The sequence below is a fragment of the Paracoccus jeotgali genome (assembly GCF_002865605.1).
In the GTDB taxonomy this organism is placed as follows: domain Bacteria; phylum Pseudomonadota; class Alphaproteobacteria; order Rhodobacterales; family Rhodobacteraceae; genus Paracoccus; species Paracoccus jeotgali.
Genome location: NZ_CP025583.1, coordinates 60,494 through 74,767 on the forward strand (window position 1 = coordinate 60,494; position 14,274 = coordinate 74,767).

At 68.5% G+C, this 14,274-nt stretch carries 16 protein-coding genes; all 16 read right to left on the minus strand.

Annotated features, from left to right (window positions below; translation table 11 throughout):
• Nucleotides 1-3 precede the first annotated feature (3 nt).
• Nucleotides 4-453: an NlpC/P60 family protein gene (locus CYR75_RS00310; protein WP_101498338.1), complete on the minus strand. Its 450-nt coding sequence runs from the start codon at nt 451-453 to the stop codon at nt 4-6.
• Nucleotides 450-1,334 (minus strand): DUF2163 domain-containing protein, encoded by an 885-nt coding sequence (locus tag CYR75_RS00315; RefSeq protein WP_101498339.1) that lies wholly within the window; start codon nt 1,332-1,334, stop codon nt 450-452. The genes CYR75_RS00310 and CYR75_RS00315 overlap by 4 nt, the downstream gene beginning before the upstream one ends.
• Complete coding sequence (locus CYR75_RS00320; protein WP_101498340.1) at nt 1,331-1,957, minus strand: DUF2460 domain-containing protein; 627 nt, start codon at nt 1,955-1,957, stop codon at nt 1,331-1,333. The genes CYR75_RS00315 and CYR75_RS00320 overlap by 4 nt, the downstream gene beginning before the upstream one ends.
• Complete coding sequence (locus CYR75_RS00325) at nt 1,957-4,362, minus strand: tape measure protein (protein WP_101498341.1); 2,406 nt, start codon at nt 4,360-4,362, stop codon at nt 1,957-1,959. The genes CYR75_RS00320 and CYR75_RS00325 overlap by 1 nt, the downstream gene beginning before the upstream one ends.
• Nucleotides 4,355-4,489 carry a DUF7697 family protein gene (locus tag CYR75_RS16535; RefSeq protein ID WP_264080894.1) on the minus strand — a complete coding sequence of 45 codons (135 nt, stop codon included), beginning with the start codon at nt 4,487-4,489 and terminating at the stop codon, nt 4,355-4,357. The genes CYR75_RS00325 and CYR75_RS16535 overlap by 8 nt, the downstream gene beginning before the upstream one ends.
• Nucleotides 4,490-4,587: 98 nt before the next feature.
• Nucleotides 4,588-5,025: a hypothetical protein gene (locus CYR75_RS00330; protein WP_101498342.1), complete on the minus strand. Its 438-nt coding sequence runs from the start codon at nt 5,023-5,025 to the stop codon at nt 4,588-4,590.
• Between the two features lie 3 nt (nt 5,026-5,028).
• Nucleotides 5,029-5,973 (minus strand): phage tail tube protein, encoded by a 945-nt coding sequence (locus CYR75_RS00335; protein ID WP_101498343.1) that lies wholly within the window; start codon nt 5,971-5,973, stop codon nt 5,029-5,031.
• A gap of 19 nt (nt 5,974-5,992) precedes the next feature.
• Nucleotides 5,993-6,418, minus strand: coding sequence for an acyl-CoA transferase (locus tag CYR75_RS00340; protein WP_101498344.1), 426 nt, complete (start codon nt 6,416-6,418; stop codon nt 5,993-5,995).
• Nucleotides 6,415-7,038 carry a DUF6441 family protein gene (locus CYR75_RS00345; protein ID WP_101498345.1) on the minus strand — a complete coding sequence of 208 codons (624 nt, stop codon included), beginning with the start codon at nt 7,036-7,038 and terminating at the stop codon, nt 6,415-6,417. Before CYR75_RS00345 ends, CYR75_RS00340 begins: the two co-directional genes overlap by 4 nt.
• Nucleotides 7,035-7,349, minus strand: a complete 315-nt coding sequence (locus CYR75_RS00350) for a head-tail joining protein (RefSeq protein ID WP_101498346.1) — start codon at nt 7,347-7,349, stop codon at nt 7,035-7,037. Before CYR75_RS00350 ends, CYR75_RS00345 begins: the two co-directional genes overlap by 4 nt.
• A gap of 5 nt (nt 7,350-7,354) precedes the next feature.
• On the minus strand, nt 7,355-7,693 hold the full coding sequence (locus tag CYR75_RS00355; protein WP_101498347.1) for a DUF2190 family protein: 339 nt from the start codon (nt 7,691-7,693) through the stop codon (nt 7,355-7,357).
• A gap of 68 nt (nt 7,694-7,761) precedes the next feature.
• Nucleotides 7,762-9,807, minus strand: coding sequence for a prohead protease/major capsid protein fusion protein (locus CYR75_RS00360; RefSeq protein WP_101498348.1), 2,046 nt, complete (start codon nt 9,805-9,807; stop codon nt 7,762-7,764).
• A gap of 4 nt (nt 9,808-9,811) precedes the next feature.
• Nucleotides 9,812-11,347, minus strand: coding sequence for a phage portal protein (locus CYR75_RS00365; protein ID WP_101498349.1), 1,536 nt, complete (start codon nt 11,345-11,347; stop codon nt 9,812-9,814).
• Nucleotides 11,347-11,553 carry a phage head-tail joining protein gene (locus CYR75_RS00370; RefSeq protein ID WP_101498350.1) on the minus strand — a complete coding sequence of 69 codons (207 nt, stop codon included), beginning with the start codon at nt 11,551-11,553 and terminating at the stop codon, nt 11,347-11,349. The genes CYR75_RS00365 and CYR75_RS00370 overlap by 1 nt, the downstream gene beginning before the upstream one ends.
• 1 nt (nt 11,554) lies before the next feature.
• Complete coding sequence (locus CYR75_RS00375) at nt 11,555-13,540, minus strand: phage terminase large subunit family protein (RefSeq protein WP_101498351.1); 1,986 nt, start codon at nt 13,538-13,540, stop codon at nt 11,555-11,557.
• Nucleotides 13,527-14,132, minus strand: a complete 606-nt coding sequence (locus tag CYR75_RS00380) for an elements of external origin (RefSeq protein WP_101498352.1) — start codon at nt 14,130-14,132, stop codon at nt 13,527-13,529. Before CYR75_RS00380 ends, CYR75_RS00375 begins: the two co-directional genes overlap by 14 nt.
• Nucleotides 14,133-14,274 lie beyond the last annotated feature (142 nt).

Sequence of the window (14,274 nt, forward strand, 5' to 3'; positions counted from 1 at the left end):
GGGTCAGGTCTTCCTCTTGCGCGGGTGCGGGAACAGGAAGGCGAATGCGATGCGCCGCCGCCATGCGGTGGTCAGCGGCTCCTCGATCACGCCGAGCCGCTCATAGCTGTGGATGAAGCTGTCAGCCCCGGTCATGACCCCGACATGCTTGACGATGGCTGCGGTCCGTATGCGAAAGAGCACCACCGCGCCGGGCCCGGCATCAGTTGGGTCGATGCGGATCATCACCCGGGCGGCGCTGTCGGCCAGAACCTCGCTGCTGCCGGTTTCGCCCCAATCGCAGCTGTAGGGCGGCACCGGCAGCGTCTCGGTCCCGACCACCTCGCGCCAGATGCCGCGCGCCAGCCCGAGGCAGTCGCAGCCCACGCCCTTCACGCTGGCCTGATCATGGTACGGGGTGCCCAGCCAGCCGCGCGCGGCGGCGATCACCCTGTTTGCGTCGGCGGGCCTCACAGGACGGCCCCCTCGTGCCCGCCATCGGCGGTCGCATAGCGGATCACCGTGTCCTGCCCCGGAATGTGCGGGAAGCCCCTGAAGTTGACGATGTTGGCGAACTTTGCGGTGCAGGTCTCGGCGCGCTTGTCGCAGCCCGCGCGGATGTTGAAGGCGTGGCCGCCCGCGACGGGGCGCACCGGCGCTTCCAGCAGGGTAATCGTGACGACGCCGGAGGCCAACTCGTGCATCATCACCTCTGCGGAGCGCCCGGAGTTCGGCCCCGAGGCCCATTCCAGATAGCCGAAGGCGAACCAGCCGCTGGCGAAGCCACTGATGCCCGAAGCCGTGAAGGCCCGGTCGTGGATGGGATCGACCACCGCGCCGGTGCCGGTATAGGCGGGGTCGCTCAGATTGAGGCGGCATCGCTCGTCGCCCAGCGCCGCGTCGCAGGTGCCCTGATAGACCCGCCCCACGGTCTGGCCCAGCACATGCGCCATGCTGCGGACCTCGGCCACGAAGGCCAAGCGCCCGCGCCGCAACTCGCCGATCGAGCCCCGCCGCAGCAGCACCCGCTGGCCAGGGACCTGCCAGTTCACGCGCCAGACCTCGACCAGCGCATTGTCCCAACGTCCGTCGAGGATATCGGTCTCGGTGATCCGGTCCGAGGTCAGCGCGCCTTGGGCATCCTGCGAGTCGACCGCCAGATCGGAACCGGATCTGATCTCCGATGCCGACAGCCCGCTTTCCGGCTCGCAATCGGTGCCGTCGAAGGAGAGAACCCGGTCATGATCAGTGAAGCCGAGAACCTCGCCATCGGCGCGGGTGATCTTCCAGCACCACGAGAGGGTAGTGGTCCCATCATCCAGATGGGCCTGCAGGACGGGATCGATGGCCTTCATCGGCGGATCTCCAGCAGCGGAATGGAGGTGATCGAGCCGAGCCGCTCGATATCGAGGGTCACGTCGAGCGTGTCTGAATCAAACCGCACCGGAACGTCGAATTCGAAGCCCGCGCGGACGGTCACACCGCTGCCGGGTGCGGCGGCAATGGTGACGACGCCGGTTGCCGGATCGATCGTCCAGCCCGAGGGCTGTGGGGTGTCGCCCAGCGCGATCCTGATCGTGCCCGCCACCGGCTTGGTAATCGAACGAACCCATGTCTGCGCCCCGGACGTGTATCGCTTCACAAGCTGGAACGCGGTCTGGACGCCGTCGCCCGTGCCGATCAACTGGTCGGTGGCGGCCGGGCTCTCTGACGGCCGACAGGACTTGTAATCCCCCCAATCCTTGAACCGGAAGCCGTGCAGCCGCCCGTTGCGGGCCTCGAAGAACTGCACCACTGCATCGAGATCATCAGCGCGGCGGATGCCGTAGGAGACGTCATAACGGCGGCGGCTGTTTGCCCATGAGGCGTTGCGTTCCTCGTCGCCCGAGGCCAGGCCCACGATCTGGGTGCGCCGCTCCGGGCCGCCACGCGCGCCGCGGCTGATGTTGTCAGGGAACCTGATCTCGTGAAACGCCATCACATGCCTCTCCTGCCCATGGCGACGGCGCGGGCGATATCGACGCCGATCTGGGCGCGGGATTGCCGGAAGGACTCAGCATCGCGCGCGGTGATGTTGACGGTAACCGAAGTGCCGTAACCGGCGGCCTCGCGTCGGGACAGCACCCGCTCGCCGCGCTGCAGGATCGCGGGCACCTCGTCCGAGCGCAGGCCGGCCCAGCCGCCATTGTGCATGCGCGGTGCGCCGGCGAATGCCAGCGCCGGGACCATGCGCTGCGTCCCGCCTGTGCCGACCACGCCGCCGCTGTGCATGACGTTCGCCATGAACCTGCTGCCACTCAGCGGGTTGCCGAGCGCGCCGGCCAGGGGGCCGAGGATGAAGCGCCGCGCGGCGATTTTGGCGAAGTCGGCGATCACCGAGGTCACGAAGTCGCGGATGCTGGCCTTCCCGGTCTTCACGAAATCTCCGATCATGTTCTCGGCGCTCTGGAACGCGCTGACGATCGCATCGCCGATGCCCTGGCCGAGGTTCTTCGCCTTCTCGGCATAATCGGCGAGCGATGCCGCCACCGCCTCCCAGCCCCGCTTGGCATCCTCGGCCCCTTTCTTCGTGTCCTCGCCGGCCTGCTTGCCCGCGGCACCGGCGCGGCCGGCTGCACCGCCAGCCTTGTCGAGCGCATCCCCGACCCCGGACGCCGCGCCGGAGGCATCGTTCAGCGCATCGCTGCCCTCCTCGCCGGTGCGGGTCACCGCCTCCTGCAGCGCCCGCCAGCTGTCGAGAGGCGCGACAGCGGCCTCGCCCATCGCCTTCGCGTGTTCGAGGTGCTCCTTCGCAGCGGATGCTGCCTCGTCGGCCAGATCCCCGAACAGGTCCGGGGGCTCGACATAGGTCCGTTCCCATGCCGCAGCGAAGGCGTCGGCGGCGGCAGAGCCGGCGGCCTCGGCCGCGCCTTCGAACTGGTTTGCGATGCGACCGAGACTGACCTCGGCCAGCTCGCCGATCTGGACACCGCCTTCGCCCACGGCCCATTCCGGCAGCATCGAGAGCGCGCTGTTGATCCCGGCGATGAAGCGGTTGATCCGGGTGACGACCCCGTTCAGCATCGCCTCGACGCCGGCGATCAGCGCATTCGCCGCCTGAAATGCCATGTCGCCGATGGCCGCCGGAAGCAGGCTCCAGATCGCTTTGATCGCGTCGAACCCGCCCTGCCAGACCGCCACATAGCGATCCACGGCAGTGACGGTGCCCGTCACGAGGGCGTCGAGGACCGTGAACACGAGGGCGCGATAACCTTCCCAGCCCGCCGCCATCAGCGCGAAGGCTGCAGTGAATGCGTCCCCGATCCGCTGGCCGACCTCATAGGCGAGCGCACCCAGCAGGCGAAATGCTTCTCCGATCCCGCCGGCCCCCTTTACCAGCTTGCCGAACCAGTAGATCAGCTCGCCCGCGGCCACGATCAGCGCCCCGATCCCGGTGCGGATCAGGGCGCCTTTCAGCACCGTCAGAGCCCCCGCCAGGCTGAAGGTGGCGACGCGGGCGGCGATGAAGGCTGCGACCCAGCGCCCGGCCATGAACCCGGCGAAAGCCATCGCATAGGCCGCGAAGCGCTCGAGATTGTCGGCGACGAAGATCAGCGCAGTGGCCACACCCGAGGACGCGCCCAGCAGCTTGTCCCAAGCGCCGACCAGCTGCAGCGCCGCATTGTTGATCAGCACGAAGGCGTCGCCGATCGTGGCCGGCATTGAGTCGGCCTCATCGCGCAGCAGCTCGAGGTTGCCGATCAGCGCCGTCCGGAGCACATCGCCGGTGATCTTCCCCTGCTGGCCCATCTGCCGAAGGCCGGAGACCGTGGTACCCAGCTCTTTCGCCAGCAGCTCGGCCACCCGACCGCCGGTCTGGATCACGGTGTTGAGGTTGTCACCCGACAGTTTCCCCAGCGCCATGGCCTTCGACAGCGCGTTCTGGACCGAGGCGGCGCGGTCGGCCTTGGCGCCCGACACCACCATGGCGTTGTTCAGCGCCTCGGTAAAATCGAGGCTCTCCTGCGTCGACATCCCGAGTTCGCGCAGAGCGGTGGCGTTGGCCAGCCAGCTTTCCGTCGTCTGGCCGAGCTCTGAATAGGTGCGCCGCGCCATCAGGGTGAGGCGCTCCATGACCAGCGCGCCCTTCTCCTGGCTGCCGGTGGCGAGATCGACGCGCGATTGCAGGTCCGTCCACTGGTCAGTGTACTGGACGATCTGGCGGACACTGAATGCGCCGGCGGCGATCCCGGCCAGCCGCTTGAGCATGACGCCGGCGGTGTCGACCTCGGCTGACATGCGCTTGAACGAGGCCGCGCCGGCATGGCCGATACCTTCCAGCTCGGCGCGGACCTGCCGGCCGTTCTCGGCAACCAGTCGGACGGACACCTTCTTCTCAGCCATTCCCGGCGCCTTCCCCGATCTTTTCGTTGGTCTTGCGCACCATCTCGGCCTCGATGACCGGCAGCAGCTCGGCGACGGCCAGCACGTCGATGCCCAGCGCGCTGGCGAGCGCGAGGGCGGCGGTCATGTCCCAGCCGAGGACGGCGCCGGGGATGGCCCGCAGTTGCCCGCCGAGCCGCCCGGCCAGGTCCCAGACCTGCGAGCCTTCCTGTGTTTGCGGGTAGTTCAGCTTTGCCGGGCAGTCCGGGCACGGCCCCGCGCAGGCTTCGCAGTATCGGTCGCCCCCGCCGAAGTGCCATTCGGCGAGGGCGCGGAGCCGTTTTTTTCCGCATCCAGCACCAGATGCGGCCCGAGGCATTGCTCCTGGAACGCCTCGAACACCGGCCAGATATCAATCAGCGCGTCGATGCCCTCGGGCGAGATCGCGAGCGGCGTGCCGTCCTCGTCGCCGACGCCCTCCCAATCGATCACCACCTGCCGCGCGACGGCCTTGGCCATGGCGACAGCCAACACCTCGCGCGGCGCGTCCGGGGAGAGATCGTCCATGGCGCTGTCGGCGCGGGCCGAGGCCATGACAGCAGTGGTGACGGGGAGGACATGCAGCCGCAGGCCCGGTGCCAGATCGATCCAGCGCGCGCTGGCCGAGAGATTGAGATGGATCATGGATCAGTAACTCGCGATATGGTTGATGAGGGTGACGGTCGCCATGCGGCCGGTGACGGGATCGCGTGCGGCCTGCCAGTCGAAGCTGGCCTGCACGCCCTGCGGGCCGGCGATCTCGATCCGGGGCCGCGGCAGATAGACCGCATGTGCGGTGACGGTCAGCGCCTCGCCGGTCGGCAGCGCATAGGCGAACTCGAGCTCGCAGGCGGCGCCGTTGATCGCCTGCGTGACCAGCGTCATGTCGGCAAAGCGAACGTCGATTGATCCGGTCAGCGCCGCGATGCTCGGGTCCGCGCCCTCGATCCGCCCGTCGGCACGGATCGTCTCGATCAGGTCGAGGTTGTTGGAATAGCTGATCTGCGCCGACACCACGTTGCCCAGCGCCACCCCGTTGCGCTCGACCGAGCCGTTGAAATGCCCGAAGCGCAGCAGATCGAGGTCAGCCGGTGTGCCGACCTGGGTGGACGTTGCCACCGTCTCCCCTTGGGCGACGAGGCTGGCGGTCGCGGTCAGGAGGCCGGATCGCTGCATCGTCCAGGACAGCTGGTTCAGCATCACCCCCGAATACATGGCGTAACGCGGAACTTCCGGCAGTGCTGTCTCGATCGCCATGGAGCTCAGGGTCCATGCGCCCGAGCGGAACTCGTGCGTATAGGGGCCGGGGCTGGTGCCGGTGGTCGTCGGGTCGCCGAATGCGGCCTTCAGCCAGAAAGCGAACGCCTCCGCGTCGATGGGGACCGTCAGGTCACCACCCGCGCTCAGCACGTCCTTGACCGGTGCCAGCGGATCGCGCCCGTATCCCAGCAGCTCGGACGCGAGCAGCGGCTGCTCGGCGCTGAGCGACGACGCCGCAAAGGGAAGGCGGGTGTATCCGCTGGGCGGCGCGGTGCCATAGATGGTCTCGAACGCGGCCGCGAGCTGCGACCGCGCGCCTTGTGCGCGTGCCATGGGGTGTCCTTTCTCGGGGTCAAGCCAGCGGGTCGGCGCTGGTGTAATGCAGGGTGACGATCAGCACCGCCGCCCGGATCATGGTGGCGCCCTCGACGGGCAGGTCGGCGGGCTCGGGCGCCTCGGGCTCAATCCAATCGCACAGCCCGCCCAGCGTTCGATCCGCGGCGAGCGCGGTGCCGACCGCCGAGGTCAGCGTGTCGAATGCCCCGTCAAGCCCGTTGCCGCGGACGAAGGCCTCGATCTCGGCGCGGTGCTCGTAATGGTATCGGAGCGGCGACAGGGTCACCCAGGGCTCGCCCGGGGTGCCGTCGCGCAGGATCAGCAGGCCGGCCGCGGGAATTTTCTCGGGCAGCGAGGCGTTGCGCAGCACCGCGAAGCCGCCCGGTATGCCCTGGAGCCGGGCGTGAAGAGCGGACAGCACCTGTTCTCGCCGGGTGGTCATGGCATGTCGCTCCATTTGCGCAGGATGGCGGCGGGCAGCGCCGCTAGCGCCGCCTGCGCGGGTTTCTCGAGGTCGAGCCGCTTGCGCAGCTTGACCTGCGGCACGAGCAGGAAGATCGGGATCGACGTCAGGCCGCGTCCAGTCCTGGACCGCGACGCGACGGCGCGGCCGCCCTTGGCGATGCGGCCCTCGGCGATCAGTAGGCTCGGGCCGTTCGGGCGATAGACGAACCGCAGCCGCATTCCGGTGCGGCGCTCCCATTCGCCCGGCGTTGGGCGCTTCCCCGTGCGGCTCTTGCCGGCGGCCTCAGACGGGATCGCCAGCCAGAAGCCATCGCGGGACCGGATCAGCGGCCCAGTGTCATGGGCGCTGACGATCACCGGCGCGCGCGTCCAGACCATCGAGGCCGCGTTCATGCTGTGCTTGTGCTTCGGCCAGGTCTCGGAACGGATCGTGCGCGCGAGGCGCTGGCCGAGACCCGCGCCGGTGACCTGGCCGCGCCAGACGGTCTTGAGCGCGACGCCCGCGTCCCTGATCCCGAAATGCACCGCCTTTTCGCCAGCCTTCACCTCGTCCGCCATCAGCCTGGCGAGGTCGGTGAACTCCGCCCGCAGTTTCACGCCGGGCTCAGACCAAGGGTCCAGACGAGGCGTTCCCGGTCGCGGCGGGGCTCGCCCTGCAGCTCGAAGGTCTCGCCGCCTATCACGATCCGGTCGCCCGGCCGCGGCGCGGCGATCTCCGACACCCGCACGTCGACGCGGACGGTCTCGGACCAGATGCGCGCGCCGCCGAAGTCGGTGATTTCGTCTGGCGCTTTGCGGATTGCGCGGATCGGGGAGCCGGGCGACGCGCCGCCCTGCATCCATGTTGCATCCACCGCGAGGTTCGGGTCCGCGAACAGCAGATCGATGGCGGCGGCAAAGGCGGTCATGGCGGTCAGGCCGCAGTGCCGTTCAGCCGCACCCGGCCGATGGTCTCGCCGGCGGTGCCGCCGACCGCGAGCACGGCGAGGCCGATCAGCGTGTTGCTGGTCGCGGTTGTGGTGCAGTTCTTCGCGGTGGCGTCCCAATAGACCTTCGCACCGACCGTCCATGCCTGGCTGGCGGCCTTCGGCAGATCGTAGACGCCGGTGAGATTGATGACGCCTTCGGCGCCGTTGGCGATAGTGCCGGCTGCGATGCCGAAGAGGCTGCCGATCAGGACGCCCGCGCCCGACGCGATGTGAGCGCCGGCGGTAATGGTGATCGCGTCACCACGCGCAACGAAGTTTTTCATGAGGTCTCTCTGGATGGAGGTTCAAGGGGCGCCGGGCCGCGATCACGGCCGGGCATCATGATCGAGGATCAGACAGGGGCCGCGCCCGCGTTCTTGTAGAGACCGCGCCAGTCGATGGCCGAGGCGGCGAAGTCGAGGCGCGCCTTGATCTCGAACCCGTCCACCTCGAACCCGTTCCGGCTCTCGGTGAAGACGCCCTGCTGCCCATCGAGATATGCGTATTCGATGGTGTCGATCAGCCCGGTGCTGGCCGCGAGGAACCAGGGCGCCTGATTGCCGGCCGAGGGCATGAGCCGGCGCTCCTCCACCACCTGAAGGCGGTTGGCGAAAGTGTTCACGTCACCCGTGGTGGACGGGGTCGTGGCGGTCAGCAGCTTGCGGGCCTCAACGGCGCGCTGGCCCGGCGGGACGATGATGAACTCCGGGCTGACGTCGATGGCGGTGCCGTCGATATCGGTCTGCGCCGCGAATGCCTCATACGCCGCAATGAACGCATCCTCATCGATCACCGACGCGGCGCCGAGGTTGCCGTGGCTTGCGTGGAACAGCGCCACGCCGTCCGACATGGCCGGGTTCTGCAGGAGGATCGCGTAGACCAGATCACCCTCGAGCTGCGCCGCCCGGGCGCCGAAGCTGTTGGCGACGCGGGTGAATGCCCCGAGATCATCGTTGATCAGCATCTGCCGACTGAACGCGATGATCTTGCCGTAGGTCGCCAGCGCGTATTGCGTCGACGCCTCGCCGAAGGTGCCGTATTTGAACTCGGCTCCCTCGGGCACCTTCTCGAGTTGCGGTGCGTTCGAGACCTGCACGCGAGTGGTCGGCCGGAAATCGGACAGGGTCGCCCTCCGCGCCCACGCGGTGAAGGTGCGGGGCGTCGCGGCATAGGCTGAGCGCAGGCTGATATTGCCGATGTTCGCCAGTACCGCCGGGAAGTCTCCGGTGGTGTGATAGCCGACCGCGCGCTGGCCCAGCGCCGCCGCCGCGATTTCCATCCGGCCCATGCCGCGCGTGCTGACTCCCGACCGCTCGAGAGCGTGGCGAGCCAGCTCCATCAGCGACAGGCCGCGGAATTCGCGGCCGGCGTCGCTGAGATCAATGCCCGGCGCGCTCGCACGGTGAAGCAGCGCGTTGGACATCGCATCGCGATACTGCGCGTCGCGCTCGCCAGTGCCGCGCGCCTGGGCGGGGGCGGGCTCGACCGTGCGCTGAACCGGGTCGGTCTCGACCAGCCGGTCGAGGATCAGGGTTCGCGCCTGGTCCATCGACACGCCGTCACGGATCAGCTGGTCGCGGAACGCGTCCTCCAGCCCGTGCCGGGCACAGATCGTGCCGATCTCGGCGGCGCGGGCGCGCTCCGCGGCGCGGATGACCTCGGCGTCGATCACTGGCGCCGGCGCGGCGGCGGGCGCCGGGGTGGCTTCGGGGGCGCGGGTCTGCGCGGTCTTGGAGCGTTCATCCGCGCCCGCCGTGGTGGTCTGGTCAGACATGACGTGTCCTTTCTGGGTAGTTGCGGCGGGTGCCGTGGGGGTTTCTCGGGTGATGAGGAAGCAGCTGTTGCGGCGGGTGTCGGGCCCGGCGGCGTCCGAGCGCATGCCGGCGCCGGGGTCGGCGCCGATGGCGACGGCGGAGATCTCCAGCGGCTCCCAATCGATCGCGCGATAGAGCGCGCGTTCACCGCCATCGGTGCGGTCGGCCTTTGCGAGCCGCTCCATCTTGTGGATGCGGTAGCCGACCGAGACATTGCGGATGATGCCGTCCTTGATGTCGCGCCAGATTGGCTCGACCTCGTCGCGCTCCGACAGGCGGATGCGCGCATAGGCCTTGCCGCCCTCGATGCGGATCGAGCCGTCCTCGACCACGCCCAGGATGTCGCGCAGGCTCCAGGACGCGTGCGAATTCAGGAACGGGGCGCCGGCATTCAGCCGTTCCAGCCGCATCGCATTCGGCGACACGACCAGTTCCTCGTCAAATTCCTCGTCCCGCGCCCAGGAATAGCGGCGCACCTGCGCGCCGGTCGTCCAGAGCACGTCGAAGCTGCGGCCCGCCTCGTCGACAGAGTGCAGCGTGCCGGCCCGCCCGATCACGGGCAGGTCGAGAATGTCCTGCGGCATTGGATTACTCCGTTTCAGCTTCGCGCGCGGGCGCGGCATTGGGGTCGGTGGTCTGCACCAGCCCGGCCTTCGTGACCTTGCGGGGGTCGGCGTCGAAGACGAGCCCGTGGCCGTCCATCTTCGCGTTGAACTCGGCCGCCTCCTCGAGGATTTCGTCCGGATCGTAGCCGCGCCGCGCGATCTGCTGCGGGATGGTCGAGAAGCCGGCGCGGACCTCGAGCAGATCTGCCTGCGCGTCCTGCAGGGGGTTCACGCTCTCGAAGCGCGGTGTGCCCCATTCGGCGATGAACTCACCATCGATCGGCAGCAGCCCCTCGATCCGGGCGTATTCCACGAACCAGTCCCAGATGCGCTCGCAGAACATCGGGATGACGGTCTGCCACTGCACCTGCTCGATCATGCGGCGGAACTCGTTCAGACCGGCGCGGGTGGACGAGAAGTTCGCCTGCGACATATCGCCGGTCATCAGTGCATAGGGTACCCGGAAGCCCGACGAAATCAGATGCTGCTGTGCGCGTAGCCATTCGCCGATGCCGCTGGTCGCGGACGGCTGGTTGAACTTGATGTCCTTCCCGTTCCGGGCATAAGCGATCAGCCCCGGCTCGAATTGCTCGATCCGGTTCCCGTCGGCGTCCTCGACCGCCGGCGCGATCCCTTGCTCCGAGTCCTCGGCGCCGAAGACGATCCCGACGAGACAGGCCTCGGTTTTCTTGCGGACCAGTTCGGCGTTCTGCCAGTCGTCCAGATCCCTGATGTGGCGCATGGCCGGGGCGCCCCACGGCACCCCGCGGGATTGCACCCGCTGGCGCTCGAACAGATGCGCGACCCGTTCGGCCGGGATGCGCTCGGACTCAAATCGCCGGGCGAAGACGGTGCTGGGCCCGCCCGGGTGGTCGGGGAACATCCAATAGGCGACGCGCCGCCCCTTCCGGTCGAACTCGATCCCCTGTTCGATCCGGTTTCCGGTCGCGCCATTGTCTATCCGCGAGGCGTCCAGATGGTCGGCCTCGCGCAGCTCGATCCGCAGCGGCACGAGACCGCCGCGGCGCCGGGTGGTCGGGCGGGCGATAGCGAACACCTCGCCGCCTTCGATCATCTGCCGAACGGCCAGCGCGAGGATGCCCTGGAAATTCGTATGGCCATGCTCGTCGCAGTCGCGTTCCCAGCGCCGCCAGAGCGCATCGATGCGCTGGTTCAGCTCCCTGTCGCCGGTCGCGGCCCGGGGGCGGATGCCATAGCCCACGATGTTGTTGACCAGCACCTGCACCGCCTGCGCGGCCATCGGGTTGTTGCGGACCAGATCGCGCATCCGGTCGCGCAGCACCGGCCCGGCGAGGGCGATCTCCTGATCGGCCGAATTGCCGTTCGCCCGCCATCCCGCCGTGCCACGCCCCTTGGACGCCGCCTCATATCCGCGCATCCGGTCAATCGCGCTGCGGGCATAGAGCCGTCGCAGCGCCACCTCGGGCGAGAACGCTGCGACGGCCCTGTCGACGATGCCGAAGCGGACGATGGGAGGGGGTGAACTCCGCTTCGCCATCACGACCTCCTGAAGCTGGCGAAGCCAGCGATCGGCCGTTTCCGGCCGCTTTGCGCCGCCAGATCGGCCTCGATCGTGGCGATGATCTCGCGCATGTCCGCGAGCGAGCGGTATTCGGTGGTCTTGCCGTCGTAGGAGACCCGGGTCACGCCGGAGGCGTATGCCTCCTTGATCGCGGCGAGCTGGGCGTGGGTGTATCCGGCCATCTCAGAACCATTTCCCGCGCCTTGTGCCCATCCAGTCGGATCGACGCTTCGGCGGCTGTTGCGTCCGTGGCCGGTTCGGAACGCCCGCAGGGGCGGTGTCCGTATGGCCGGTGTTGATCTGTTCCTCGAGCGCCTCCCAGCGGCGCTCGTCCCAGCGGTCGATTCCCATCAGCCAGGCGGAGGCGCGGGCGTAGACGCGGCAGTCCAGCGCCTCGTTGCGGTCGCGGGTCTTCTGCCACTCGAGCTTCTGGAAGCCCTGCCGAGTCTTGATCGTCATCAGCTGCTCAGCGGTCAGCTGCTTCATCCATTCCGCGGGCGTGCCCTTCGGGATGTGGATGTATCCCGTGGGCCATTCGCCGCCCGCGGCAAGTTCCTCCTCGGTCGGCGCGTTCAGCCGCAGGAAGCGGTAGGTCTCCGCCTTGAAGACCGCGCCCGCGACCTTCCACAGCTGCACGCCCCGCCGCAGCTTGCGGCCCGCCTCGGTCGTCTCGACATAGGTTGGGCCGTCGACGGGCGTGGACCGATCGAACCCGGCCACGCCCTTGATTGCGAGCACCTGGCCCCGTCCGACCGAGCGAACCCATGAATAGACCGCGTCGGTCGTCACACCGTCGCCGGTGTCGATCGCCATCCGGGCCAGCGCCATATGCGCGCCGCCGGCATGCGGCCATGTGGTGTTCAGGAACTCGGTCAGGTCGTTCCAGATTTCCGGGCGGGCGGTGTCGCCCTCTAGCACGATGTGATCGACCAGCCACGAGCGCATCCCGCGCCCCCAGCCCCAGACGTCGATTTCGATGCGGTCGCGCTGGACGTCAGCGCCGCCCGTCAGCACCAGCACACCCTCTGGCGCCTCCCCGAGCTGCCAGTTCTCGCGGCGCTCATAGAGCCGTTGCCAGTCGGGTGCTTCGCCCTTCTCCTGCCAGGTCTCGCCGAGGACGGTGTTCTTCATGGTCTTCAGCGCGGCGTCGTTGCCCACCGCCTGTTCCCAGGACCGGGCGATTTCGTCCCAGGAAAGCCAGCCCAGCGGCGAATAGAGCCCGCTGATGTGGTACCCGACCACGCCCGCCGCCTGCGCCGCCGCCAGCGTTTCAGGGCCGGCGGTCGGCATCCATCTGGCGCCGTTGCCCTCATCCATCATGGCGGTCTTGTGCCGCTCCTCGATGGGCTCCTCGCAGTGCTCGCAGACATAGCGGGCGGTTTCGGGACGTCCCTTCTCCCAGCGCAGCTGCTCGAACTTCAGCCATTGCAGGCATCCGCAGGCCGGGCAGGGCACGTGATAGCGCTGCTGGTCGCTCATCTCGTACTCCCGCTCGATCCGCGACAGCCCCTTGATCGTGGGCGTCGAGGCCAGGAACACCTTGCTCCTGTGCCCGAAGCTGATGGTGCGCGCCTCCGCAAGTGCGATCGGGTCGCCTTCGCCATCGAGATCGCCGGGATAGGCGTCGACTTCATCGAGAAACACCCAGCGCGCCGGCATGGAGCGGAGCCCCACCGCGCTGTTCGCGCCGGTCAGGATCAACTGCCCGCCCGGAAAGCGCTTCCCGAGGATGGTGTTGCCGCTGTCGCGCGACCGCGACGGCATAACCAGCTCCCTCAGCTCGCGACTTTCCTCGATCAGCGGGTCGATCCGCTGCTGCGACAGGCGCTTCGCCAGATCCACGGTCGGCTGCACCGCGAGGAACGGCCCCGGCGCGCGGTGCATGCAGAAGCCGATCCAGTTGTTGCCGGCCTCGGTCGCGCCAACCTGCGCCGCCTTCATGAACACCACCCGCTGCGCCGCGCTGGAGGGTGACAGGTCGTCCATGATGGCCCGCATGAACGGGGTGCGAGCCGTGCGATAGGGCCCGGCCTCCGACGCCGCCCGCGAGGACAGGATTCGGTGCCGGTCTGCCCATTCCGACACGGTCAGCAGCGGATCGGGCGCGAGCCCTGCAAGCCAGGCGCGGCGGATTTCATCGGCACCGTCGAACGCTTCAGCGAAGGTCAACTTTCACCTCCGCGAGGTCGCCCAGATGCTTGCGCAGATACTTGTCCAGCACCTGCTCCATCTGGTGCGGATCGACGCCCAGCTCCGCCGCCATGTTCGCGGCCACCCGCGGTGGCCAGTTCTGCCAAGCGTCGCGTTCGCGCCGGGCCAGGTCGAACACCATGGCGGTGGTGCGCGCACGGTCGACCAGTTCCACCTTCATCTTCTGCAGGCGGACCTTGGCGGTTTGCGCCTTGATCACCTCGTTCGCCATGCGGGCGCGGAGGAATGAGACTTCGCCCGAAGCACCGGCTTCGGGATCCGCGCCGGCCTCGCGCAGGGTCTCGCCCACTGACTCGATGGCGGCGCGCGGCACCGGCCGGGTCGCGGCCGCCGCACGGGCGGTGCCGGCAGCCGTGGCGCTGCCCAGCGCCGGGGCATGCACACCTCGCTGCTTGGCCGGATCGGTTTGCGCATCCCATTGCCGGTCGGCCTTCACCGGGTCGATGCTGCCATCGGCCTCTAGGGTGATACGCCCCGAGGCGATTGCCTTGGCCACCGCGGTGTGGCTGACGCCACGATGCGCCGCATATTGCCGGCGCGAGAGTCCCATTCCGCCCGCCCCCTTCCGCTCGCGCCCGGGCAGCCGGGCAGGTCAACTAAAGCAATGATATTGCTGCGATTATACTACACATCCAGCCCCGGTTGAGCGATTCTGAATGCACCGCAACGATGCAGATCAGAGCTCGGAGACA

What these genes read in the sequence shown, in the direction of transcription:
- CYR75_RS00320 (WP_101498340.1), bottom strand. Translation starts at nt 1,957, where the DNA reads ATGGCGTTTCACGAGATCAGGTTCCCTGACAACATCAGCCGCGGCGCG.
- CYR75_RS00365 (WP_101498349.1), bottom strand. Translation starts at nt 11,347, where the DNA reads ATGGCGAAGCGGAGTTCACCCCCTCCCATCGTCCGCTTCGGCATCGTC.
- CYR75_RS00330 (WP_101498342.1), bottom strand. Translation starts at nt 5,025, where the DNA reads ATGATCCATCTCAATCTCTCGGCCAGCGCGCGCTGGATCGATCTGGCA.
- CYR75_RS00355 (WP_101498347.1), bottom strand. Translation starts at nt 7,693, where the DNA reads ATGAAAAACTTCGTTGCGCGTGGTGACGCGATCACCATTACCGCCGGC.
- CYR75_RS16535 (WP_264080894.1), bottom strand. Translation starts at nt 4,489, where the DNA reads ATGACCGCCGCCCTCGCGCTCGCCAGCGCGCTGGGCATCGACGTGCTG.
- CYR75_RS00360 (WP_101498348.1), bottom strand. Translation starts at nt 9,807, where the DNA reads ATGCCGCAGGACATTCTCGACCTGCCCGTGATCGGGCGGGCCGGCACG.
- CYR75_RS00335 (WP_101498343.1), bottom strand. Translation starts at nt 5,973, where the DNA reads ATGGCACGCGCACAAGGCGCGCGGTCGCAGCTCGCGGCCGCGTTCGAG.
- CYR75_RS00325 (WP_101498341.1), bottom strand. Translation starts at nt 4,362, where the DNA reads ATGGCTGAGAAGAAGGTGTCCGTCCGACTGGTTGCCGAGAACGGCCGG.
- CYR75_RS00340 (WP_101498344.1), bottom strand. Translation starts at nt 6,418, where the DNA reads ATGACCACCCGGCGAGAACAGGTGCTGTCCGCTCTTCACGCCCGGCTC.
- CYR75_RS00315 (WP_101498339.1), bottom strand. Translation starts at nt 1,334, where the DNA reads ATGAAGGCCATCGATCCCGTCCTGCAGGCCCATCTGGATGATGGGACC.
- CYR75_RS00380 (WP_101498352.1), bottom strand. Translation starts at nt 14,132, where the DNA reads ATGGGACTCTCGCGCCGGCAATATGCGGCGCATCGTGGCGTCAGCCAC.
- CYR75_RS00350 (WP_101498346.1), bottom strand. Translation starts at nt 7,349, where the DNA reads ATGACCGCCTTTGCCGCCGCCATCGATCTGCTGTTCGCGGACCCGAAC.
- CYR75_RS00370 (WP_101498350.1), bottom strand. Translation starts at nt 11,553, where the DNA reads ATGGCCGGATACACCCACGCCCAGCTCGCCGCGATCAAGGAGGCATAC.